15 protein-coding genes are annotated in these 22,660 nt (G+C 73.3%); 4 read left to right on the top strand and 11 right to left on the bottom strand.

From position 1 onward, the window contains the following. Window positions 1-57 precede the first annotated feature (57 nt). On the bottom strand, window positions 58-630 hold the full coding sequence (locus tag ACGFT1_RS28475) for a DJ-1/PfpI family protein (RefSeq protein WP_373911837.1): 573 nt from the start codon (window positions 628-630) through the stop codon (window positions 58-60). 574 nt (window positions 631-1,204) lie between these two features. On the opposite strand from ACGFT1_RS28475, the gene ACGFT1_RS28470 reads away from it, so the two are divergent. Next, on the top strand, window positions 1,205-6,148 hold the full coding sequence (locus ACGFT1_RS28470; RefSeq protein WP_373911836.1) for an NAD-glutamate dehydrogenase: 4,944 nt from the start codon (window positions 1,205-1,207) through the stop codon (window positions 6,146-6,148). Window positions 6,149-6,257: 109 nt separating this feature from the next. On the opposite strand, the gene ACGFT1_RS28465 is transcribed toward ACGFT1_RS28470, so the two are convergent. The 6 genes from ACGFT1_RS28465 to ACGFT1_RS28440 all read right to left on the bottom strand — a co-directional run bounded on the left by ACGFT1_RS28465 (window position 6,258) and on the right by ACGFT1_RS28440 (window position 14,701). Further along, window positions 6,258-7,520, bottom strand: a complete 1,263-nt coding sequence (locus ACGFT1_RS28465) for a hypothetical protein (RefSeq protein ID WP_373911835.1) — start codon at window positions 7,518-7,520, stop codon at window positions 6,258-6,260. Window positions 7,521-7,614: 94 nt separating this feature from the next. Next, the gene (locus ACGFT1_RS28460) at window positions 7,615-8,844 is read right to left on the bottom strand and encodes a hypothetical protein (RefSeq protein WP_373911834.1); all 1,230 of its coding nucleotides are present in this window, start codon (window positions 8,842-8,844) and stop codon (window positions 7,615-7,617) included. A gap of 60 nt (window positions 8,845-8,904) precedes the next feature. Then, window positions 8,905-10,569: a glycosyltransferase family 2 protein gene (locus tag ACGFT1_RS28455; protein ID WP_373911833.1), complete on the bottom strand. Its 1,665-nt coding sequence runs from the start codon at window positions 10,567-10,569 to the stop codon at window positions 8,905-8,907. Continuing rightward, window positions 10,566-12,800 carry a CDP-glycerol glycerophosphotransferase family protein gene (locus ACGFT1_RS28450; protein ID WP_373911832.1) on the bottom strand — a complete coding sequence of 745 codons (2,235 nt, stop codon included), beginning with the start codon at window positions 12,798-12,800 and terminating at the stop codon, window positions 10,566-10,568. The genes ACGFT1_RS28455 and ACGFT1_RS28450 overlap by 4 nt, the downstream gene beginning before the upstream one ends. A gap of 109 nt (window positions 12,801-12,909) precedes the next feature. Next, window positions 12,910-13,686: an ABC transporter ATP-binding protein gene (locus ACGFT1_RS28445; RefSeq protein WP_373911866.1), complete on the bottom strand. Its 777-nt coding sequence runs from the start codon at window positions 13,684-13,686 to the stop codon at window positions 12,910-12,912. 100 nt (window positions 13,687-13,786) lie between these two features. Then, window positions 13,787-14,701 carry an ABC transporter permease gene (locus ACGFT1_RS28440; protein ID WP_373911831.1) on the bottom strand — a complete coding sequence of 305 codons (915 nt, stop codon included), beginning with the start codon at window positions 14,699-14,701 and terminating at the stop codon, window positions 13,787-13,789. A gap of 209 nt (window positions 14,702-14,910) precedes the next feature. On the opposite strand from ACGFT1_RS28440, the gene ACGFT1_RS28435 reads away from it, so the two are divergent. Beyond that, window positions 14,911-15,546, top strand: a complete 636-nt coding sequence (locus ACGFT1_RS28435) for a TetR/AcrR family transcriptional regulator (RefSeq protein ID WP_356825925.1) — start codon at window positions 14,911-14,913, stop codon at window positions 15,544-15,546. A 42-nt stretch (window positions 15,547-15,588) separates the two neighbouring features. On the opposite strand, the gene galE is transcribed toward ACGFT1_RS28435, so the two are convergent. The 3 genes from galE to ACGFT1_RS28420 are packed head-to-tail and all read right to left on the bottom strand — an operon-like array spanning window position 15,589 to window position 19,539. Beyond that, window positions 15,589-16,569: a UDP-glucose 4-epimerase GalE gene (gene galE / locus ACGFT1_RS28430; RefSeq protein WP_373911830.1), complete on the bottom strand. Its 981-nt coding sequence runs from the start codon at window positions 16,567-16,569 to the stop codon at window positions 15,589-15,591. Window positions 16,570-16,586: 17 nt separating this feature from the next. Continuing rightward, entirely contained in the window at window positions 16,587-18,224 is a 1,638-nt protein-coding gene (locus ACGFT1_RS28425) for a glycosyltransferase family 2 protein (RefSeq protein ID WP_373911829.1), read from the bottom strand. A 43-nt stretch (window positions 18,225-18,267) separates the two neighbouring features. Beyond that, the gene (locus ACGFT1_RS28420) at window positions 18,268-19,539 is read right to left on the bottom strand and encodes a glycosyltransferase 87 family protein (protein WP_373911828.1); all 1,272 of its coding nucleotides are present in this window, start codon (window positions 19,537-19,539) and stop codon (window positions 18,268-18,270) included. 229 nt (window positions 19,540-19,768) lie between these two features. Between ACGFT1_RS28420 and ACGFT1_RS28415 the strand changes: the two genes are divergently transcribed. Then, window positions 19,769-21,478 (top strand): glycosyltransferase family 39 protein, encoded by a 1,710-nt coding sequence (locus ACGFT1_RS28415; RefSeq protein ID WP_373911865.1) that lies wholly within the window; start codon window positions 19,769-19,771, stop codon window positions 21,476-21,478. 111 nt (window positions 21,479-21,589) lie between these two features. Here the strand turns inward: ACGFT1_RS28415 and ACGFT1_RS28410 are convergent, their stop codons facing one another. Continuing rightward, window positions 21,590-22,066 carry a MarR family winged helix-turn-helix transcriptional regulator gene (locus tag ACGFT1_RS28410; protein WP_373911827.1) on the bottom strand — a complete coding sequence of 159 codons (477 nt, stop codon included), beginning with the start codon at window positions 22,064-22,066 and terminating at the stop codon, window positions 21,590-21,592. 122 nt (window positions 22,067-22,188) lie between these two features. On the opposite strand from ACGFT1_RS28410, the gene ACGFT1_RS28405 reads away from it, so the two are divergent. Then, window positions 22,189-22,602: an organic hydroperoxide resistance protein gene (locus ACGFT1_RS28405; RefSeq protein ID WP_373911826.1), complete on the top strand. Its 414-nt coding sequence runs from the start codon at window positions 22,189-22,191 to the stop codon at window positions 22,600-22,602. Window positions 22,603-22,660: the final 58 nt, after the last annotated feature.

Raw genomic sequence — 22,660 nt, 5'->3', positions numbered from 1 at the left:
CGTGGCACCGGTGGCCCGGCGAGGCCGGGCCGTCCGGGCCGCACGAGGGGCCGTCGGTCACGCCGGCGTGGCCGGTGCCTTCGTGCGCAGGATCTTCAGGAACTCCCGCATCCAGGCCGGGTGGTCCGGCCAGGCGCGGGCGGAGACCAGCGTGCCGTCCACGACCGTCTCGGCGTCCTGGAAGCCCGCGCCGGCGGCCTGCATGTCGGGTTCCAGCGCGGGGTAGGCCGTGACCCGGCGGCCCTGGAGGGAGTCGAGCGCGGCGGTGAGCAGCGGGCCGTGGCAGATCTGGGCGACCGGCTTGTCCGCGTCGAAGAAGGCCTTGAGGATCTTGCGGAGTTCGGGATCGTTGCGCAGGTACTCGGGGGCCCGGCCGCCGGGGATCACCAGGGCCGCGTACCGGCCGGGGTCGACCTCGGCGAAGGCCAGGTCGGCGGGCCAGGTGTAGCCGGGTTTCTCGGTGTAGGTGTCGTAGCCGGGTTCGAAGTCGTGGACGACGAAGCGGAGGGTCTTGCGGGTGGGGGCCGCGATGTCGACGTCGTAGCCTTCCTCGCGCAGCCGCTGGTAGGGGTAGAGGACTTCCAGGGACTCCGCAGCGTCGCCGGTGACGATCAGGATCTGGGTGGGCATGGTCGGCTCCTCCGGGCAGACTCCGGGCACACTGGGCACGGTGCCCCCGCCGGAGGCGCTTGCCAAGGGGGCCCGGTGTTTCTCAGGGTGCGTCCGCGGGCGCGGGGGCGCGACCGGATCGCCGGTTACGCCACTCGGACGCGTACCGCCGCTGTGCAGAACGTCAAACTTCACCCCTCGGTTTTGTACACATACGGCTCATGACGGGCCCCGGGTGAGGGGCGATAGCCTGGTGGCGTGATCAGCGCGATATCCCGCGGGAGCGATGAGGCTCCTGCCCTGCGCCCGGGCTGCACGGAGTACCTCCGTGACCGGGCGGCGATCGCCGATCTTCGCGGGCGGGACGGGGGCACCGGTGCCCCCAGGAGGCCGAGGACACTCCGGGACTCGGCGGTGCCGAGAGCAGCGTCACAGTCGACGGGTGTGCCGGAAATGGCCGAATACCCCCCACGAATCTCATCTCGCGGCATAGCGTCGGAACGGACCGGAGACCCCGGGCCGTGGCGAGCCGAGGGGAAAGAGACCGTACTTCCTTCTACGTCACGCAACGGCGCGCGACAGGAGCCAGAGGACAATGCAGACCAAGCTGGACGAAGCCAAGGCCGAGCTGCTCGAACGGGCCGCCCGGGTTGCTGAGAACAGCCCGGTCGGGGGGCACCTACCGACCGGGACGACGAGCGAGGGCGGCTCCGGCACCCCGGACGGCGAATCCCTGCTCACGTTCCTCCAGCGCTACTACCTGCACACCGCACCGGAAGACCTCGCCGGCCGCGACCCCGTCGACGTCTTCGGCGCCGCGGTCTCGCACCACCGTCTCGCCGAGACCCGCCCGCAGGGAACCGCGAACGTCCGGGTGCACACCCCGTCCGTGGAGGAGAACGGGTGGACCTGTAGCCACACCGTCGTGGAGGTCGTGACCGACGACATGCCCTTCCTCGTCGACTCGGTCACCAACGAGCTGACCCGGCAGGGACGCGGCATCCACGTCGTCATCCACCCGCAGTTCGTGGTCCGCCGGGATGTGACCGGCAAGCTGGTCGAGGTGCTGGCGACGCCGCCCGTCGGCGACCTCCCGCACGACGCGCACGTCGAGTCCTGGATCCACGTCGAGATCGACCGGGAGACCGACCGCGCCGACCTCAAGCAGATCACCACCGATCTGCTGCGCGTCCTGTCCGACGTCCGTGAGGCCGTCGAGGACTGGGAGAAGATGCGGGACACCTCGATCCGCATCGCCGACGGCCTGGTGGGCGAGCCCGCCCCCGCCGACCTGGCGAAGCCCGAGATCGAGGAGGCCCGCGAGCTGCTGCGCTGGCTGGCCGACGACCACTTCACCTTCCTCGGCTACCGCGAGTACCAGCTGCGCGACGACGACACGCTCACCGCCGTGCCCGGCACCGGTCTGGGCATACTGCGTTCCGACCCGCACCACGCCGAGGAGGAGCGGCACCCGGTCAGCCCCTCCTTCGAGCGGCTCCCGGCCGACGCCCGGGCCAAGGCCCGCGAGCACAAGCTGCTGGTGCTGACCAAGGCCAACAGCCGGGCCACGGTGCACCGGCCGTCGTACCTCGACTACATCGGCGTCAAGAAGTTCGACGCGGACGGCAACGTCGTCGGCGAGCGCCGCTTCCTCGGTCTGTTCTCCTCCGCCGCCTACACCGAGTCCGTGCGCCGCGTCCCGGTGATCCGCCGCAAGGTCGAGGAGGTGCTGACGCGCGCCGGGTTCTCGCCGCACAGCCACGACGGCCGCGACCTGCTCCAGATCCTGGAGACCTACCCGCGCGACGAGCTGTTCCAGACGCCGGTCACCGAACTCCAGGCCATAGTGACCAGCGTGCTCTACCTCCAGGAGCGCCGCCGGCTGCGGCTGTACCTGCGCCAGGACGAGTACGGCCGCTACTACTCGGCCCTCGTCTACCTCCCGCGCGACCGCTACACCACCGGCGTCCGCCTCAGGATCATCGACATCCTGAAGGAGGAGCTGGGCGGCATCAGCGTCGACTTCACCGCCTGGAACACCGAGTCGATCCTGTCCCGGCTGCACTTCGTGGTCCGGGTCCCGCAGGGCACCGAGCTGTCCGAGCTGTCGGACGCCGACAAGGAGCGCATCGAGGCCCGTCTGGTGGCGGCGGCCCGTTCCTGGACCGACGCGTTCGCGGAGGCGCTGACCGCCGAGTGCGGCGAGGAGAGCGCGGCGGAGGTGCTGCGCCGCTACCACAACGCCTTCCCCGAGGGGTACAAGGCCGACCACCCGCCGCGTGCGGCGGTCGCCGACCTGGTGCACCTGGAGCAGCTGGGCGAGGACAAGATCTTCTCGCTGAGCCTGTACGAGCCGGTGGGTGCCGCTCCCGAGGAACGCCGCTTCAAGATCTACCAGAAGGGCGGCTCGGTCTCCCTGTCCCAGGTGCTGCCCGTGCTCAGCCGCCTGGGCGTCGAGGTCACGGACGAGCGGCCGTACGAGCTGCGCTGCGCCGACCGCACCACCGCCTGGATCTACGACTTCGGTCTGCGCATGCCGAAGTCGCTCGGCGGCTCCGCCGGCGACTACCTGGGCGGCGACGCCCGCGAGCGGTTCCAGGAGGCGTTCGCCGCGACCTGGACCGGCAAGGCCGAGAACGACGGCTTCAACGCCCTCGTGCTGAGCGCCGGGCTCACCTGGCGCCAGGCGATGGTGCTGCGCGCTTACGCCAAGTACCTGCGGCAGGCCGGTTCGACCTTCTCGCAGGACTACATGGAGGACACCCTCCGCAACAACGTCCACACCACCCGGCTGCTCGTCTCCCTGTTCGAGGCGCGGATGTCGCCGGAGCGGCAGCAGGCCGGGCTGGAGATCACCGACGCCCTGCTGGAGGAGCTGGACGCGGCCCTGGAGCAGGTGGCCAGCCTGGACGAGGACCGCATCCTGCGGTCGTTCCTGACCGTCATCAAGGCGACCCTGCGCACGAACTTCTTCCAGCAGGCGCTCGGCGGCGAGCCGCACGCGTACGTGTCCATGAAGTTCGACCCGCAGGCCATCCCGGACCTGCCCGCGCCCCGCCCGGCGTACGAGATCTGGGTGTACTCGCCGCGTGTGGAGGGCGTGCACCTGCGGTTCGGCAAGGTCGCGCGCGGTGGGCTGCGCTGGTCCGACCGGCGTGAGGACTTCCGGACGGAGATCCTCGGCCTGGTCAAGGCGCAGATGGTGAAGAACACCGTCATCGTGCCGGTGGGTGCCAAGGGCGGCTTCGTCGCCAAGCAGCTGCCCGACCCGGCCGAGGACCGGGACGCGTGGCTCGCCGAGGGCATCGCCAGCTACAAGACGTTCATCTCGGCGCTGCTCGACATCACCGACAACATGGTCGCCGGTGAGGTCGTGCCGCCGCAGGACGTGGTCCGGCACGACGGGGACGACACCTATCTGGTGGTCGCGGCCGACAAGGGCACCGCGACGTTCTCGGACATCGCCAACCAGGTCGCCGAGACGTACAACTTCTGGCTCGGTGACGCCTTCGCCTCCGGCGGTTCGGCCGGGTACGACCACAAGGGCATGGGCATCACCGCGCGCGGCGCCTGGGAGTCCGTGAAGCGGCACTTCCGCGAGCTGGGCGTGGACACGCAGTCCGAGGACTTCACGGTCGTCGGCATCGGTGACATGTCCGGTGACGTGTTCGGCAACGGCATGCTGCTGAGCGAGCACATCCGCCTGGTCGCCGCCTTCGACCACCGGCACATCTTCATCGACCCCGTCCCGGACGCGGCCGTCTCCTACGCCGAGCGCCGCCGCCTGTTCGAGCTGCCCCGCTCCAGCTGGGCCGACTACGACACCAAGCTGCTGTCGGCCGGCGGCGGGATCTTCCCGCGCAGCGCCAAGTCGATCACCCTCAACAGCCACATCCGGCAGGCCCTGGGCATCGAGGAGAAGATCTCCAAGATGACCCCGGCCGACCTGATGAAGACGATCCTGCGGGCGCCGGTGGACCTGCTGTGGAACGGCGGCATCGGCACCTACGTGAAGTCGTCGGCGGAGTCCAACGCCGACGTCGGCGACAAGGCCAACGACGCCATCCGCGTCGACGGCGCCGACCTGCGCGTCAAGGTCGTCGGTGAGGGCGGCAACCTGGGCCTGACCCAGCTCGGCCGCATCGAGTTCGCCCTGCACGGCGGCCGGATCAACACCGACGCGATCGACAACAGCGCCGGCGTGGACACCTCCGACCACGAGGTGAACATCAAGATCCTGCTGAACAGCCTGGTCACGGACGGCGACATGACCGTCAAGCAGCGCAACAAGCTGCTCGCCGAGATGACCGACGAGGTCGGCGCCCTGGTGCTGCGCAACAACTACGCGCAGAACACCGCCCTCGCCAACGCCCTGTCACAGGCCAAGGACATGCTCCACGCCCAGCAGCGGTTCATCCGCCACCTGGTGCGCGAGGGCCACCTGGACCGGGCGCTGGAGTTCCTGCCCACCGACCGCCAGATCCGTGAGCGCCTCGGCCAGGGCCAGGGCCTGACCGGCCCGGAGACGGCCGTGGTGCTGGCGTACACGAAGATCACGGTCGCCGAGGAGCTGCTGCACACGTCGCTGCCGGACGACCCGTACCTGCGCGGCCTGCTGCACGCGTACTTCCCGACGGCCCTGCGCGAGCGCTTCGCCGACGCGATCGCCAACCACCCGCTGCGCCGAGAGATCACCACGACCGTGCTGGTCAACGACACGGTCAACACGGGCGGTACGACGTATCTGCACCGTTTGCGCGAGGAGACCGGCGCCTCGCTCGAGGAGATCGTGCGCGCCCAGACCGCGGCCCGCAGGATCTTCAGCTCGGCGGCGGTGTGGGACGAGGTGGAGGCCCTGGACAACCGGGTCGAGGCCGGCGTCCAGACCAGGATCCGGCTGCACTCGCGGCGTCTGATCGAGCGCGGTACCCGCTGGCTGCTCAACAACCGGCCGCAGCCGCTCCAGCTCGCCGAGACGGTGGAGTTCTTCGCCGAGCGGGTCGAGCGGGTCTGGCAGGAGCTACCGAAGTTGCTGCGCGGCGCGGACCTGGAGTGGTACCAGCACGTGTACGACGAGCTGTCCGAGGCCGGTGTCCCGGACGAACTCGCCACCCGGGTGGCCGGTTTCTCCTCCGCCTTCCCGGCGCTGGACATCGTCTCGGTGGCCGACCGCATGGGCAAGGAACCGCTGGACGTCGCCGAGATCTACTACGACCTCGCCGACCGGCTCGGCATCACGCAGCTGATGGACCGCATCATCGAGCTGCCCCGCGCCGACCGCTGGCAGTCCATGGCCCGTGCCTCCATCCGCGAGGACCTGTACGCGGCCCACGCGGCGCTCACCGCGGACGTCCTCGCGGCGGGTGACGGCACCTCGACGCCGGAGCAGCGCTTCACGGCGTGGGAGCAGAAGAACACCGCGATCCTGGGCCGTGCCCGCACCACCCTGGAGGAGATCCGCAGCTCGGACTCCTTCGACCTCGCCAACCTGTCGGTGGCGATGCGCACGATGCGGACGCTGCTGCGGACGCACTCGTAGCCGTACGGCGGTGAGGGCGCCCCCGGCCGGTGACGGCCCGGGGCGCCCTCCCGTTTCCCGCCGGGCCCCGGGGCTCCGGGCGCAGGGCCCCTGGCCCCGGGCGCGGGGGTCAGGTGGCGCAGCCGGCGGGTTCCCCGGCGGTCCGGTCGCCGCCGGGCGCGGCGGGTGCCGTGCCCCCCAGCCGCCACAGCCGTTCCAGGGCGAGGGGCAGGCCGATCACGGGGACGAGCCAGATCTGGACGTAGAGCCGGTCCTGTTCCACGGCCAGCGGGTGCGCGGCCATGGTCGCGAATCCGGTCAGGCCCGTCGCGAGGACGCACAGGGCCACCGGCACCGAGCGTTTCCACAGCCCCCACGCGCCGGCCGCGAGGAGGGTGAGCAGCAGCGGGGCGAGGGCCTCCCGCTGGAGCCACTGCCACCAGTAGGAGGTGTCGAGCCGGAGCAGGGACCGCCAGGGGCCGGCGACCTCGGGATAGGTCCAGTGCAGGGTGAACATGTCCTGCAACGAGTCGGTCATGCCCGGCAGCCCGAACGCCCTGCTGACGGCGAGCACGGCCACCGTGCCGGCCGTCGAGAGCCCGGCCAGCACCCAGGTGCCGCGATGCCGTGCGCGCCGGACCAGCACGAGGACCGCGTACGCGGCGGCCGCCAGGAACAGCCCCACGATCAGGAAACTGGAGTACTTGACGGCGGACCCGAGGGCGAAGGCGCCGGCGAAGAGCAGCGCGCCCCGCGTGACCCGGCCGCGCAGCAGCCAGACCGCGGCGAGCAGCAGGGCCGTCATCAGGGCGATCACCGGTCCTTCGGACAGGGGACGCCCGCCCCACTGCGCGAGCGGCGTGACGTAGTACAGGACCTGGCCAAGAACGGCGGCCGGCGGCGGGGAGCGCAGCGCGCGCAGCAGCAGGTACACGAGCCATCCGGCGGCCGTGGTGAAGGCGAGCGCCACCGCGGTCAGGCCCGCCTTGGCGCCGAGCAGCGCCACCAGCGGCGCGGCCATCAGCGGGTAACCGGGCCGGGTGCGGAAGATGCGCTCGTACTTCGGGCTGGTGGGGGCGAGGCCGTCGCGGTACTTCGTCTCGCAGGTGTGCCGGTACGCCGCCTCCCGTCCCGGCTCGCGGAACTTGCGCTGGTCCAGCAGCCGGTTGCGGTGGACGAGCCGGGCGGTGTCGGCGCAGTAGGCGGCGACCGCCTTCTGCCGTGCCTGCCGGGGGGAGTCGCCGAGGAACCGGTAGGCCTCGCGGGCGTAGCGGTAGGAGTCGTTGGAGAACCGGGTCGCCGGATAGGCGAAGACGTGCAGGACGAGGAGGACCACGGCGGCGAGCAGGGGCAGCGCCCGCACGCGGGCGAGGTGAGCCTTTGCGCCGTCCAAGGGTCTCTCCAGTCCGGTCGGTGCGGGAGCAGGATGCGTCAGGGCCGAACACGGCGATCCAGCATATAGCGGGGCTTTCCCGGTGTACCGGACATCAGGGGGCCGGCCGGAACAGCGCGAGCAGCCCGGCCCCGTACCAGCCGGCGAACACCGCGCCGCTCCCGTACACCAGCCAGCGCACCTCCCGCCGGGCCCTGGCCAGGGCGGGCGCCGGGAGCAGCAGCAGGACGGGCAGGAACGGCAGCATGAAGCGGGGCTTGGAGTACGGCGCGCCGTTCACACCGATCATCAGCAGCCAGGCGCCCGCCACGAGGAACACCAGGGGCCAGGGCACCCGCCGGTCCAGCGCCAGGGCGACGGTCCCGACGGCGACGGCGGCGATCGTCGTCAGCACGGCCACGTACCGCATGTCGGGCGAGTGCTCGCCGGCCGCGTGGCGCAGGAAGTGGAGGGTGCCCCGGCCGAGGTCGAAGGACTGGCCCCAGGCCCGCTGCGCCTCGAACCAGCCCGTGACCGAGCCGATCCTGCTGCCGAGGTACAGCCAGCTCCCCACCAGGCCCAGCGGGGCCAGCACCGTCGCGGCCAGGGGCCGCAGGCCGTCACGGCGGCCGGCCAGCGCCGCCAGCCCCGTCAGGGCGGTGACCGCGACCAGCACCGAGGCGGTGGGACGGACCGTCCCGGCCAGCGCGCACAGGAGCCCCGCCGCCACCCACCTGCGGGCGACCAGGGCCACGAGCGCCCACATCAGCACAGCGGTGAACACGGCCTCGGAGTAAGGGATCCAGAGCACGAACGCGTACGGCGAACACGCCCACAGTCCCACGCAGACGAGGGCGGCGCGGTGGCCGACGACGGCCCGCGCCAGGGTGTGCGCCCCGCTCGCCGCGATCGCCCCGGCCACCCAGGAGACCAGCACACCGGCGTGGGCGAACGTCAGCCCGGTCACCGCGTGCACGGCGAGGATGAGGCCGGGGAACAGGGGGAAGAAGGCGAGTGTGCTGTAGCCGGGCACTCCGTCGGCCCGGAAGGGGAGCCGGTCGGGGTAGCCGTGCGCGGCCACGGACAGGTAGTGGGCCGCGTCCCAGCGGCGGAACACGCCCGTCACCCCGTGGCCGAGATGCCGGTTCAGCAGCAGCAGGACGGCGAACCCGAGGAGGGACAGCGCCAGCTGGAGGGCGACGGCACACCAGGTCTCGCGCGGGACGAACGTGACGCGCACGGGTTGCCGGCGCAGCGCCTCGCGCAACCGGGCCCGTAGACCGCCGCGCGCGCCACCGGACGGCCGGCCGGAGGTGAGGGCCGACGGAGGGACCAGCTGGGCCATGGTGACTCCACGGGGGTGCGGTGTGGGTACGGCTCGGCGCAACGGTGCCCTGCGCCCGTCTCACCTCAGCAGGCTCGCCACCAGCCGGGCGGCGCCGCGGATCCGCGGCCGGGCCACGTGCCGTACCACCGGCCCGACGACCCGCGCCGTCACCCCGACCGGGCGCCAGCGCAGCTGGAGGCGGCCGGGGTTGCGGCCTTCCGGTTCGAGGACGATCTCGTGCGGGGTCGCCCCGGAGCGGTAGGGCACGCGGATCCGGTGCGTGGGGAAGTCCAGCGGAGCCAGCAGCAGGCCGGTGTGGGACAGGCCCTGCTGGTCCAGGCGGACCAGCGGGTGCCGTACGCCCTCGAAGCCGGGCAGGGGCAGCCGGGCGGAGGCCAGGTCGAGGCGGACGCCGCCTTCGAACACGCCGGGCCGGACCGGGTCCAGGCGGAAGGGGACCGTCATGCGGTGCCCGCCGGGGGAGAGCACCAGGCAGGCCCGCTGCGGGCCGACCGGGAGGCGCAGTCCGGGGTCGTAGGTGCGCACGGTGAGGGCCAAGGACGCCCCGGGGCCGGGAGCCAGTGCCGTGATCTCGTGGCGGAACTGGGCCGTGGGGAAGGGCCGGGTCTCCAGCTCCAGCTCGGAGACGTCCAGTTCACGGCGGGCGCGGTCGGTGGCGGGGACGGTGCCGCCCCAGTACGGACGGCCCGCCGCGTCGGCCGTGACCCGCCTCGGCGCCACCCCGTGCCCCAGCCCGCGCGCCGCCAGCCGCACCTCGGGCAGGCGGCCGTCGCGCAGCAGCTCCAGCACCACCCGCTCGGCGCGGGGCAGCCGGGCGTACGCCTCGGGGGCCAGCGTGTCCAGGTAGGGGTTCACGAGGCCGGCGAAGGCCGCCAGCCACTCCTCGTCACGGTAGGGCAGGTCGCCGGCGTACATCCGGAAGTCGTGCTTGAGGAACTTGTAGTCCTTGTCCGCCCGCAGCCCGGCGTGCCCGCTGCTCACCAGGAAGTCGTCGATGAGGTGCTGGACGTGGACCCGGTCGCGGACGTTGGAGATCCGGTGCCGCTGGTTGGAGATGGAGGCGGAGGCCGCGTCGGCGAACGGCTCGATGTACCACACGTACACCGGGTCGGGGATGATCGTGAACGCCTTCGCCAGGCAGTACGCCTGCGCCGAGAACAGCTGGTCCTCGTAGTGGATGCCCTCGGGGAAGCGGAGCCGGTGGCGGTCCAGGAAGGAGCGGGCGTACATCTTGCCGGTCGACAGGTGCTCGAAGAACAGCCGCGGGTCCGCCGCGATGCCCTCCACCGTGCGGCGCTCGGCGACCAGGTGCGGCATCCACGTCGACTCCTGGCCGGTGTCCACCCGGACCCGGCGGACCGCGCCCATGGTGAAGTCGACCTCACGTTCGCGGTGGGCCGCGAGCAGCGACTCGACCGACCGGGGCGGGAGCTCGTCGTCGCTGTCCAGGAACATCAGGTACGGCGCCCGGGCGATCTCCACGGCCCGGTTGCGCGGGGCGCTGCACCCGCCGCTGTTGCGGGGCAGGCGGAGGTAGCGGATGCGGTGGTCGCGGGCCGCCAGCTGACGGGCCACGTCCGGGGTGTCGTCCTCGGAGTGGTCGTCGCTGATGACGATCTCGATGGCGGGGTGGGTCTGCGCGCGCACCGACTCGACCGCGCGGGGGAGGCGGGCGGCGTCGTTGTGGACGATGACCGTGACCGTGACGTCGGGGCGGGTCATGCCGTGGCCTCCTCGGGGGTCGGGGCGGGCGTGCGGTCCTCGAGCGGCAGCACCGGCGGCAGCGACTCCTCCGGTTCGCCCAGGAACACCCGCCGTACGACCCGTTCGGCGGCGCGTCCGTCGTCGTACTCGCAGAAGCGGCGCCGGAACGCCGCCCGCGCCTTCGCCGCGCTCTCGTCGCGCCAGGCACCGGAGGCGAAGATCTCGGTCAGTTCCTCCTGGGTGCGGGCGACCTGGCCGGGGTGTTCGGCCGTCAGGTCGAAGTAGACGCCCCTGGTGGTCCGGTACGTCTCCCAGTCGTCGGCGTGGATCACGATGGGGCGGTCCAGGTTGGCGTAGTCGAACATGATCGAGGAGTAGTCCGTGACCAGCGCGTCGGCGGCCAGGCACAGTTCCTCGACGGGGTCGTAGGAGGAGACGTCGATGATCCGGCCGGAGCGGCGCAGGCCGGTCAGCGGGGAGGCCGCGCCGCCGTAGAAGTAATGGGCGCGCACGAGCAGGACCGTGTCGTCGCCGAGGCGGTCGGCGAGGGCGGCGAGGTCCAGGCGGGGGGTGAAACCGGCCTCGTAGTCGCGGTGCGTGGGGGCGTACAGGACGGCCGTGGTGCCGGGTGCGATGCCGAGGCGGGCGCGGGCCGCGCGCACGTCGGCCGCCGTGGCCGTGTAGTAGACGTCGTTGCGCGGATAGCCGTGGTCCAGGGACGTGTAGCGGGCCGGGTAGGCGCGCTCCCACATGCGGGTGGAATGGCTGTTGGCGCTGACGCTGTAGTCCCACCTGTCGATCCGGGCGAGCAGGGCGGCGAAGTCCAGCCCCTTCGCGGCGGCCGGATGGTCCATCTGGTCCAGGCCCATGCGCTTGAGCGGGGTGCCGTGGTGGGTCTGCAGGTGGATCTGGCCGGGGTGTTTGACGACCGCGTTGGGGAAGTTGACGTTGTTCGTCAGATACGTGGCGGTGGCCAGGGTCTCCCAGTAGCGGCGGGTGCCGGGCACGACGTGGTCGGTGCCGGGCGGCAGCAGGGCCGCGTTCTGGCCGGTCACCACCCACACCGGGTGGATGTGCGGGGCGAGTTCGGCGAGCTTCGCGGCGATGGCGGCCGGGTTGCACGCGACCCCGCGGTCCCAGTACGCGGCGAACACGGCGAGGTCGGGGCGCAGCGGGTGGTTCAGGGCGCGGCGGTACTGGTGTCCGCGGATCTTCGCGCCCAGCCGCCGCTTGTGCGTCCGTACGGCCTTGCGGGCCGCGCGGCGGGTGCGGTTGGCGGCCTGGAACGCCCGGTACCGGTGGTACGCGCCCTCCTCCAGCAGCGCGTGCCGCACGCCCTCCAGGCCCTCCGGCCGCTGATGGCCCTCGGGGCGCCAGCGGAGCGCCGCCAGGGAGGCACGCCGGAAGAACTCGCGGGCCACGGGGTCGGGCAGGTCCTCGCGGGCGAAGGCGCGCAGCAGGTCACGCACCATCAGGTCGTACAGCACCGTGCGGACGGCCCGGCGTTCGCCGGCGAGCGGGAGCAGGGACTCGTAGCGGTCGATGAGCGCGAGCCGGTCCTCGGGGGCGCGCGGCGGCAGGCTCTCGGGGCGCAGCACCCGGTTCTCGTACGCCGCCTGGTTCAAGCAGGCGACACGGCCGGCGTACAGCAGGGCCGCGTGGGCGGCGCGCGGCTCGTCGTCCGTGGTGAGCCGCTCCTCGTGCGCCCGCCAGAACGCGGTGCGCAGCGCGCGGTCGCCGAGCAGCGGGGTGAGGCGCAGCAGATGGGGGGCTCCGGCCAGGGGCAAGGGGGCCCGGCCGACCGCGGCGAGGTGGCGGCCGTCCCGGGAGGGGGTGGCGGCGGTCTGCCAGGTGGTGGTGACGTGGTCGAAGAGCAGCACGTCGACGGGGGCGTCCGGCTCACCGGGAGCGCCGGTGGCGGCACCGGTGGCGTCCAGTTCGGCGGTCCGCTCGGCGATCAGGCGGGGCGCGCCGGCGGGCAGGCCGTCCTTGGCGTGCACGAAGTGCAGCCAGCGGCCGGACGCGCGGGCGGCGCCGGCCGCCCGGGCCGCCGCGTCACCGGTGCCCTCCGGCAGGGCGACGGTGACCGTGTCCGGGGCATGGCGCTCGGCCGTCTCCCGCGCCCACGCGCCGACCGCGGCGACGATCACCTCGGCGTCGGTGAGCGGGTGGGCCTCCAGCGAGTCGAGGAGTTCGGTCAGATGCCCCTGGGTGTTCGGCCCGTAGACGATCACGCTCAGCTGGGGCATCGCAGTGGACTCCTTCGGCTTGATGTCTCCGGGCACACCCTCCATAACACTGTCATTAAACAGATGAAAGGGATAAATGTGCCCGGCGAAGGAGTCCGTCCGGGGTCGGTCAGCTCTTGGCGGCCGGTTTGGCAGCCGGTTTGGCGGCCGGCTTCTTCTCGCCGGTGAAGGCCTCGTACTCCTTCATGACCTCCTCCGTCGGCCCGTCCATGCGCAGCTCGCCGCGCTCCAGCCACAGGACCCGTTCGCAGGTGTCACGGATGGACTTGTTGTTGTGGCTGACCAGGAACACCGTGCCCGCGTGCTGCCGCAGCTCGCGGATCCGCTGCTCGGAGCGCTTCTGGAAGGAGCGGTCGCCGGTGGCCAGCGCCTCGTCGATCAGCAGGACGTCGTGGTCCTTGGCGGCGGCGATGGAGAACCGCAGCCGGGCGGCCATGCCGGAGGAGTACGTGCGCATCGGCAGGGTGATGAAGTCGCCCTTCTCGTTGATCCCGGAGAAGTCGACGATGTCCTGGTAGCGCTCCTTGACCTGCTCCCGGGACATGCCCATGGCGAGGCCGCCGAGATGGACGTTGCGCTCGCCGGTGAGGTCGTTCATCAGGGCCGCGTTGACGCCGAGCAGGGAGGGCTGGCCGTCGGTGAAGATCTGGCCGTTCTCCACCGGCAGCAGCCCGGCGACCGCCTTGAGCAGGGTGGACTTGCCCGAACCGTTGGTGCCGATGAGCCCGATCGCCTCGCCCTTGTACGCGACGAACGACACCTTGCGCACCGCGTGCACCCGGCGCACACCGGCCGCCTGCTCGGTCTGCCGGCGGCGCAGGATGCGATTCAGGGCGGCGGTGGCGGAACCGCGCCCCGCGCCGGTGCCGTTGACCCGGTAGACGATGTCGACGCGGTCGGCGACGACGGTGGGAACCTTCCCGTCCGCCCCGGTGGTCGCGGTGGTCGCGGTGGTCTCGGTGGTGCCGGTCGTCCCGGGGGTCTGCTCAACCACGGCCGTACGTCTCCTCAGCCTTCCAGAAGTAGATGAAGCCGCCGATGCCGGCGAGCAGCGCCCAGCCCGTGGCCGCCGCCCACACGTGCGGGGGCAGGGACTTCGCGTGGAAGCTGTCGATCAGCGCGAACCGCATCAGGTCGATGTAGACGGCGGCCGGGTTGATCTGGAGCAGGACGGTCACGATGTGCGGCAGGTGGTCATGCTTGGTGATCTTGTCGATGCTCCACATCACGCCGGACACGTACATCCACGTACGCAGCAGGAAGGGCATCAGCTGGGCGATGTCCGGCGTCTTGGCGCCCATCCGGGCCACGATCATCGAGACGCCGGCGTTGAACGTGAACTGGAGGACGAGTGCCGGGACCGCCAGCAGCCAGGAGGCGGAGACCGGTACGCCGAAGCAGAGCAGGATGACGACCAGCGCGGCCATCGAGAACAGCAGCTGCTGCAGCTGCTGGAGCGCGAAGGAGATCGGCAGCGCGGCGCGCGGGAAGTGCAGGGCGCGGACCAGGCCGAGGTTGCCGGAGATCGCCCGGGTGCCCGCCATGATCGAACTCTGCGTGAAGGTCCAGATGAACACGCCCGTGACCAGGAAGGGCACGTAGTCGGGCACGTGCTGCTTGGTGTTCAGCAGGACACCGAAGATGAAGTAGTAGACCGCCGCGTTCAGCAGCGGGTTCATGACCTGCCACACCTGGCCGAGCTTCGCCTGGCTGTACTGCGCGGTGAGCTTGGCGGTGGCGAACGCGCCGATGAAGTGGCGCCGCGCCCACAGCTGGCGGACGTACTCCGGCAGGGTGGGGCGGGCACCGCTGACCGACAGGCCGTGCCGGGCGGCCAGGGCCGCGAGGTCGTCGTCGGTCCGGGCCCGGGTGGGGGGCGGTGTGTGGAGGACCTGGCTCACATCCGCTGCTTTCGCTCGGGAGGGGGGAGGGGGCTGCTGCGTCCGGCTGCCGCCGGGGTCGCCGCGTCCGTGTCCCGTCGCCCGGCGTTTCCCCGCGTTTCTCTTTACGTTCTTTACGTCGGGACGGGACCGTATCGTCGCAACGCGAGCGTAGGCCCAATCCACGTCGGAACGCAACCGTTTCGTCGCTACGGCCTATGCTGTGCGCCATGACGACGAACGCCGTGCCCGCTGACGAGCCGCCGGCACGTCCGCGCCGCCGGGCCCCCGCCGGGGCCGCCGTCCTCCGCGAGGACGTGACCGAGGCCATCCGCGCGGCCGTCTTCGAGGAACTGGCGGCGGCCGGGTACGCGCGCATGTCCATCGAGGGCATCGCGCGGCGGGCGGGCGTGGGCAAGACGGCGGTGTACCGTCGCTGGCGTTCCAAGCTCCACCTGGTCCTGGACGTCGTCTCGGCCATGGCGGTGACCGGCTTCCCGGTCCCCGACACCGGCTCCCTGGAGGGCGACCTCCACCTGCTGTACGAGGTCACCTCCCGCGCCCTGCGGCACCCCGTCGCCTCCCAGGTCATCCCCGACCTCCAGGCCGAGGCCGCCCGCAACCCCGACCTCGCCGAGGCCTTCCAGAAAGCGCTGCGGGACGGCCAGGAGGGTGTGGCCAGCAGGATCGTGGCGGCGGCGGCGCAACGCGGCGAACTGCGCGCCGGCGTCGATCCCGACCTCGCCCTCGACCTGATCTCCGGCCCCCTGTACTGGCGCTCGGTCGTGATCCGCTCCCCGAAGCCCCCCAAGGGCTATCTGGCGAAGCTGGCACGGGCCACCGCGGCGGCGCTCAGGGCGCTGTGACCCCCGCCCCGGCCGGCGCGCCCGGGCCGGGGAGCCGTGCCCCTACGAGCGCGCCGCCTCCGGATGGCTGCGGACCCAGCCCTCCCACGCGGAGGTGATCATGTCCTGGACGTCGTACTTGGCCTGCCAGCCCAGCTCCGCGGCGATGCGGGCGGCGGAGGCGACCACGCGGGCGGGGTCGCCGGGGCGGCGGGCGGTGACGGCCGGGGGGCGGTCGTAGCCGGTGACCGCGTTGACGCGGTCGATCATCTCCCGGACGGAGACCCCCTCGCCGCGCCCGATGTTGAGCGTCAGGCCGGTGCCCGGCGCGGAGGCGAGGGCGCGCGCCACGGTCACGTGGGCCTCGGCCAGGTCGGCCACGTGGATGTAGTCGCGGACGCAGGTGCCGTCGGGGGTCGGGTAGTCGTCGCCGAAGATACGGGGCCGTGCGCCCTCGGTGAGCCGCTCGAAGACCATCGGGACCAGATTGGACACGCTGGTGTCGGCCAGTTCGGGCGTGGCCGCGCCCGCCACGTTGAAGTAGCGCAGCGAGGCGGTGGCGAGGCCGGTCGCCCGGCCCGTGGCGCGCACCAGCCACTCGCCGGCCAGCTTCGTCTCGCCGTAGGGGGACAGCGGGCGGCAGGGCGTCTCCTCCGTGACCAGGTCGACGTCGGGCATGCCGTAGACGGCCGCGGAGGAGGAGAAGACGAAGGAGGGGACGTCCGCCGCCGTCACCGCCGCCAGGAGGACGCGCAGGCCCTCGACGTTCTCCCGGTAGTACTCCAGCGGCCGGTCCACCGACTCGCCGACCTGTTTCTTCGCCGCCAGATGCACGACGCCCGTGATCTCGTGCCCGGCGAGGGTGCGGGCCAGCAGCTCCCCGTCCAGGGTGGAGCCGCGCACCAGCGGCACCTCGTCCGGTACCCGCTCGGCGAGCCCTGTGGACAGGTCGTCGTAGACGACCGCGCGCTCGCCCGCCTCGGTCATCGCCCGGACGACGTGCGCCCCGATGTATCCGGCACCGCCGGTGATCAGCCAGGTCATGTGCGGCCGTCCCCTCGTCAGCTCGTCGGTTGGCCCGGGTCCCAGTGAAGCAGGCGGCGGCGGAGCCGGCCGCGGGCCACGGCGAGTACGCCGCGCGCACCGCTCGCCAAGCGCAGTGCGAGTGCGCCGGAGTGCGTGGCGTACGGGTGCGCCAGGAGTACGCCGTGGGCGGCGCTCGGTACGGCGCGCCGGCGCAGTCGGCCGGCGCCCGTCCGGGCGTGCGCCGTGACCGTCCGCCGCCCGCCGCCCGCGAAACGGAGGGTCAGGCGCAGGTCCCAGACGCCGGAGCCGAGCCCCGCCAGGTCGACGGGCACCTCGGCCGACCAGACGGCGGGCCCGCAGGGCGTGAACGCGGCCGTCGTGCGCCCGCGCGTGCGGCCGTCCTCGCGCTCGTGCCACACCACGTCCACCTCGACCGGGGCCGCCCCGGCCACCCTGCCGTACAGCTCGTGCAGCCGCAGACGCAGCGGCGAGGCACGCGCGCGCGGGCGCAGCTCCGCGTCCACCGCGAGGGGGAGCACGGGGACGGGGCAGGTCAGGAGCGGGCCCAGGGACACCTGGGGAAGGTCGAGGGACCAGACCGGGACGCCGTCGGCGGTGCGGGCGTAAGGCGGGAGCAGGCGCGCCGGGCGGGCGGCGAGTTCACGCAGACGGGGCAGGTCGCGGGGTTCGGGGGACGCCAGCACGACCCGCGCCAGCAGCCAGCCGGGGGCGACGGGGTTCGGCTCCCGGTCGGCGTCCCCGTAGCGCGCCAGGTACTGCCGGGTGAGCGTCCACCACGCGCGCCGGTGGTCCGCGTCGCGCAGGCCCAGCTCGCGCACGTACATGCGCAGGTCGTGGTCGAGGAACTTGGCGCGTGCCGCCCGGGCCAGCTCGTCCTGCCCGGCGCCCAGCAGGATGTCGTACGCCAGCGCGCACGCTTCGACGCGCGCCGCCCAGTTCTCGACGCGCTCCCGGTCCAGCGAGAGGGACAGCCGCCCGGCCGACCGGCGCACCTGCCACACGTACACCCGGTCCGGTACGAGCACCACGCGTGGGCTCGCGGCCAGCACGCGCGCGGTGAAGACGAAGTCCTCGTAGCGGAAGCGGCCCTCGGGGAAGCGGATGCCGTGGTCGCGCAGGAAGCCGGTGCGGTACAGCTTGTTCACGCACAGGGTGTCGTGGACCAGCCGGGGGAACCGGTCGGGGCGGTCGAGGACGCGGTGCGCCCGGTAGAGGAACGCCTGCCACGGCCGTTCGCGCCCCGACGGCTGTTCCCGGCGCACACACAGCCCGCTCGCGACCTCGGCGTGCGCCTCGGTCGCCGCCGCGAGCAGCGCGTCCACCGCACCGGGCGGCAGTACGTCGTCGCTGTCCAGGAACATCACGTACGGCGCCGTCACCGCGTCGATCCCGGCGTTGCGCGGGCTGCCGCAGCCGCCGCTGTTCACCTCCCGGCGCACCACCCGCAGCCGCGGCTCCCGGCCGGCCAGCCGGGCGAGCAGCCCGGCGCTGCCGTCGGTGGAGCCGTCGTCCACGGCGATGACCTCGGCGACGGCGGGCCCCTGGGCCAGGGCCGAGCGCACGGCACCGGCCACATGGGCGCGGTCGTCGTAGCCGATGACGACGACGGCGGCCTGGGGCGCCGGGTGCGGGTCTCGCGATTCGGGGGACATCAGGTCCACGGGCCGGACGTGCGGGAATGCCCCCATTATCCCGTTACGGCGCGCTGAACGCCCGGACGGGAAGGCGGTCGGAACCGGGCCGGGTCTCCACCGGCGGCACGGGCTCCCCGGCGGCTGGCCGCGCGTCCCGCCACAGCCGCACGAAGGACAGCACGGCGGCGGCGGCCAGCAGCCCGTTGCGGGCCAGCATCAGCAGGCACCCGGCCCAGGTGCCGTCGATCACCTCCCGGTAGCACATGGGGAACACGACGGTGCTCAGCGCGGACGCCGCCAGGATCAGCACCGCCACCGGCCGCTGGCCGGTGCGGCGCGAGGTCAGGCACACGGCGGCGAGCCCGATCAGCCAGATCATGTACTGGGGGCTGATGACCCGGCTGGTGACCGTGAACAGCAGCACCGCGCTCAGCGCCGCGTCGTACGGCGTGGCCTCGCTCCAGTGCCGCGCCCGCAGCCGCCACAGCAGCAGCAGCGCGAACGCGAGCGCGGTGAGCGCGAGCGAGGCCGTGGCGACGGCGTGCACGTGCGGGCCGGTGAGTTCGATGGCGCCGTACCGGTAGCGGGTGCGGCCCGGCCAGCCGGCGTGCCGGGCCAGGTTGAGCGCCGTGCCGCCGAGCGACTCGATCTGCACACCCCGGCCGCTCTGCTCCCGCAGGAAGGACAGCGGGTGGGCGAGGAAGGCCGCGAGCAGCCCGAAGCACACGGCTCCGGTCGCCGCCGCCCACGTCCACGCCGTACGGGTGGGCCGCCCGCGGGGCGTGCCCAGCAGCACCAGCGCCGGCCACACCTTCACCAGCGCGCCCAGGGCCCCGAACACCCCTCCCGCGCGTGGGGATCGTGCCGACGCCAGCAGGGACAGCACGGCCAGGGCGGTGACGGCGGCGTCGTACCGGGCGAGCGGCAGCTGCAGCAGCAGCGGCAGTCCGCCGGTCCACATGGCCGCGCCGAGCAGGCTGCGCCCGGGCCGGGCGCCCGCGCGGACCAGCGCCGCCGCGGTCACCGCGTCCACGGCCAGCGTCAGCAGCACGAACGCCTGGAAGTACGTCAGCCCCGGCAGCAGGCCCGGTGCCAGCAGCACCGCGCCCGCGCCGGGCGGGTACTGCCACAGCGTGTCGTGCACGGGGAAGGAGCCGTGCGCGAGGACGCCGTACCAGTGGTGGTACAGCCGCCACACCTCCCTGGCCACCGAGCCCCCGCCCAGCAGCGGGGAGGTGCTGTGCGTGAGCAGCCACAGCATGAGGGCACGGGTGGCGAGCCACAGGGCGGTGAGGGCGAGGACCGGGCCGGGGGTGACACGGAGACGGTTCATCACATGGGAGCCTAAGCCGAGCGGATGGGGTATCCATGCCGATACGCCGTCAATAACCTACAAAGGTTGGCTAATCGCAAAAGATCGGGCCATGGTGAACGTCGGGCTTCCTGTGCAACCGCAGTCGCGTCGGGCGGCCGGCGCGACGGGCCACGCGCTCCGCGGGGTGCCCGGACGTTCCCGGGACCGGCTGGCCCGCGCCGCCGCGGTGGGGGTGCCCGCGCTGGTGATGGCGGCGCTCGGCCTGTGGGGGCTCGACCGGGGCGGCATGTGGCGCGACGAGGCCGTCAGCTTCCAGGTCGGGCGCCGCACGGTACCGCAGATCTGGCGGCTGCTGCACGGCGTGGACGCGGTGCACGGCCTGTACTACCTGATCATGCACGCGGTCCTCGCCGTGCACCCCGGCGAGGTCGTCCTGCGGCTGCCGTCGGTGTGCGCTGCGGCCGTCACGGCGGGCCTGGTGGCCGCGCTCGGCTGCCGGCTGGCCCGGCCACGGGTCGGCCTGTGGGCCGGCCTGCTCTACGCGGTCGCCCCGATGGCCGGCCACTACGCCCAGGAGGGCCGCTCCTACGCGCTCGTCGCGGCCGGTGCTACCTGCGCGACGCTGCTGTTCGTCCGGGCCGTGCAGGGCGGCTCGTGGTGGCCGTACGGCGTCGTCCTCGGACTGACCTGCTGGCTGCACGAGTTCGCGGTCCTGCTGCCGCTCGCGCACGCGGTGTCGCTGGCCCTCGCCCGGGCCGGAGCGCGGACGTGGCGGCGGTTCGGGGGCGCGGCCGGTGCGGTGGGCCTCGCGCTGCTGCCGATGGTGGTGGTGTCGCGCGGACAGGCGGCGCAGCTGGCGTGGCTGCGGCCGCCCACGGCGGGAACGGCGGGAGGGCTGCTGCGCGGGTTCCTCGGGCCGGCCGACGGGGTCTACTGGGTGTGCCTCGGGCTGGCCCTGCTCGGGCTGGCCGGACTGGCGGGGCGGCGGGGCGGACTGACCTGCGCGGGCGTGGCGCTGCCGGTGGCCGTGGTGCCGCCGGCCCTGCTGATGCTGGCCTCACAGCTCTCACCGCTGTACGTCGACCGGTACGTGCTGTACGCCCTGTCGGGGGCGCCGCTGGTGGTGGCCGCGGGGGCCGAGCGGCTGGCGGGGGCGCTGGAACGCCCGCGGCCGGGCCGGCGCGGGCCCGCGCCGCCCCGTGTCCCGGCCGTGCGGCCCCGGCTGCTCACCCTCGCCGGCGTCCTGGCCGTCGCCCTGTCCCTGGTCCACCAGTTCCCCCTCCTCCAGCAGGACCGTGATCCCGCCCGCCGGCCCGACGACCTCGCCGCCGTCTCCCGGGTGGCCGCGCGCGAAGTGGGCCCCGGCGAGCCGGTGCTGTTCCTGCCGGCGCAGACGCGGAACGCGGCGCTCACCTATCCACGGGCGTTCCGGGGGACGCGGGACCCGGCACTCGTGGCGGGGGCGGCCGGGTCGGGCACCCTGTACGGACGGGAGGCCGGGCCCGGTGAGCTGCGCCGCAGGCTGGCGCGGCTGGACCGGGTGTGGGTGGTGGCGGACCGGCGGCTGCTCGCCGGCCGCTGGATCCCGCGCGATCCCACGGAGCGGACCAAACTGACCGTGCTGTGGCAGGAGTTCACCGGAGACCGGGAGTCCGTACGGGGCCTGCTGACCGTGCGGCTCTACGTCCGCCCGACCGGCGCGGGCTCAGGGAGCCGGGCCGGCGCGGGCCCCGGGAGCCGGGCCGGTGTGGGTCCCGGGACTCCGACCGGCGCGGGCCCCGGGAGCCCGGCCGGCGCGCGCCCCGGGACTCCGACCGGTGCGCGCCCCGCCACCCCGGCCGGCGCGGACCCCGGGGCTCCGTTCGGCGCGCTCCCGGGGGGCCCGGCCGGCGCTCGCCCGGGGACTGCGCTCGGCGTTCGCCCCGCCACGTCTGCTGGCGTGCACTCCGGCGCCTAGGCCGGCGTGCGCCCCAGCGCCCCGGCCGGCGCGCGCCGGGGCTGCGCTCGGCGTTCGCCCCGCCGCCCCTGCCGGCGTGCCGCCCCGGCACCGGCCCCCGGGGGGCTGCTGTCAGGGGGTGTCGCGGGACTCCGCCCGGGCCGCCGCGTCCAGGGCGGTGGTGAGCTGGTCCAGGCGGGCGCGCAGGCCGGCGATCTCCGTCAGGTCGAAGCCGGTCGCCGTCATGATGCGGCGCGGCACCTCCAGGGCCCGCTCGCGCAGGGCCGCGCCCTCGCCGGTGAGCCTGACCCGCACCGAACGCTCGTCCTCGGCGCTGCGCTCGCGCCGGACGAGCCCCGCTCCCTCCAGCCGCTTGACCAGCGGGGACAGCGTGCCCGAGTCGAGGCGCAGCTGCTCGCCGAGCGCCTTGACCGGCAGGTCGTCCCGTTCCCAGAGCACCAGGAGGACGAGGTACTGCGGGTAGGTGAGCCCGAGGTCCTTGAGGATCACGCGGTAGACGCCGTTGAAGGCGCGGGACGCGGCGTGCAGCGAGAAGCAGATCTGGCGGTCGAGGCGGAGCCAGTCGTCGGCGTCGGGCGTGGTGGTCATGGGTCCAGGATAGCTCTTGCGGGCCATTTGGTTGTGGACAATTTAATTGTGTGCTCTACTTGGGGTTGTCGCGATCCCCGGGGATCCGGCAACACACCCCACATCGAGAGGGATGGTCTTCCATGGACGCGCTCTACACCGCTGTCGCCACCGCAACCCACGGCCGCGAGGGCCGCGCCGTCTCCTCCGACGGCAGGATCGACCTCGCCCTCGCCATGCCGGCGGAGCTGGGCGGCAACGGCCAGGGCACCAACCCGGAGCAGCTCTTCGCCGCCGGTTACGCCGCCTGCTTCGGCAGCGCGCTCGGACTCGTCGGACGCCAGGCCAAGGTCGACGTCAGCGACGCCTCGGTGACCGCCGAGGTCGGCATAGGCAAGCAGGGTGAGGGCTTCGGCCTGAAGGTCACCCTGCGCGTCGAACTGCCCGGCACCGTGGACGGGGCGACCGGCCGCAAGCTGGTCGAGAGCGCCCACCAGGTCTGCCCGTACTCCAACGCGACCCGCGGCAACATCGACGTCGAGCTCGTCATCGAGTAGGCACGCCGTCCCGCGGAGGGGGCCGGTCCCGGCCGGGACCGGCCCCCTCCGCGCGCGC

This window comes from Streptomyces sp. Y20, from assembly GCF_043195475.1.
GTDB lineage: Bacteria > Actinomycetota > Actinomycetes > Streptomycetales > Streptomycetaceae > Streptomyces.
This window is presented reverse-complemented; position numbering and strand designations above follow the sequence as displayed.

What these genes read in the sequence shown, in the direction of transcription:
- ACGFT1_RS28475 (WP_373911837.1), bottom strand. Translation starts at nt 630, where the DNA reads ATGCCCACCCAGATCCTGATCGTCACCGGCGACGCTGCGGAGTCCCTG.
- ACGFT1_RS28470 (WP_373911836.1), top strand. Translation starts at nt 1,205, where the DNA reads ATGCAGACCAAGCTGGACGAAGCCAAGGCCGAGCTGCTCGAACGGGCC.
- ACGFT1_RS28460 (WP_373911834.1), bottom strand. Translation starts at nt 8,844, where the DNA reads ATGGCCCAGCTGGTCCCTCCGTCGGCCCTCACCTCCGGCCGGCCGTCC.
- ACGFT1_RS28455 (WP_373911833.1), bottom strand. Translation starts at nt 10,569, where the DNA reads ATGACCCGCCCCGACGTCACGGTCACGGTCATCGTCCACAACGACGCC.
- ACGFT1_RS28450 (WP_373911832.1), bottom strand. Translation starts at nt 12,800, where the DNA reads ATGCCCCAGCTGAGCGTGATCGTCTACGGGCCGAACACCCAGGGGCAT.
- ACGFT1_RS28435 (WP_356825925.1), top strand. Translation starts at nt 14,911, where the DNA reads ATGACGACGAACGCCGTGCCCGCTGACGAGCCGCCGGCACGTCCGCGC.
- galE (WP_373911830.1), bottom strand. Translation starts at nt 16,569, where the DNA reads ATGACCTGGCTGATCACCGGCGGTGCCGGATACATCGGGGCGCACGTC.
- ACGFT1_RS28425 (WP_373911829.1), bottom strand. Translation starts at nt 18,224, where the DNA reads ATGTCCCCCGAATCGCGAGACCCGCACCCGGCGCCCCAGGCCGCCGTC.
- ACGFT1_RS28420 (WP_373911828.1), bottom strand. Translation starts at nt 19,539, where the DNA reads ATGAACCGTCTCCGTGTCACCCCCGGCCCGGTCCTCGCCCTCACCGCC.
- ACGFT1_RS28415 (WP_373911865.1), top strand. Translation starts at nt 19,769, where the DNA reads ATGGCGGCGCTCGGCCTGTGGGGGCTCGACCGGGGCGGCATGTGGCGC.
- ACGFT1_RS28410 (WP_373911827.1), bottom strand. Translation starts at nt 22,066, where the DNA reads ATGACCACCACGCCCGACGCCGACGACTGGCTCCGCCTCGACCGCCAG.
- ACGFT1_RS28405 (WP_373911826.1), top strand. Translation starts at nt 22,189, where the DNA reads ATGGACGCGCTCTACACCGCTGTCGCCACCGCAACCCACGGCCGCGAG.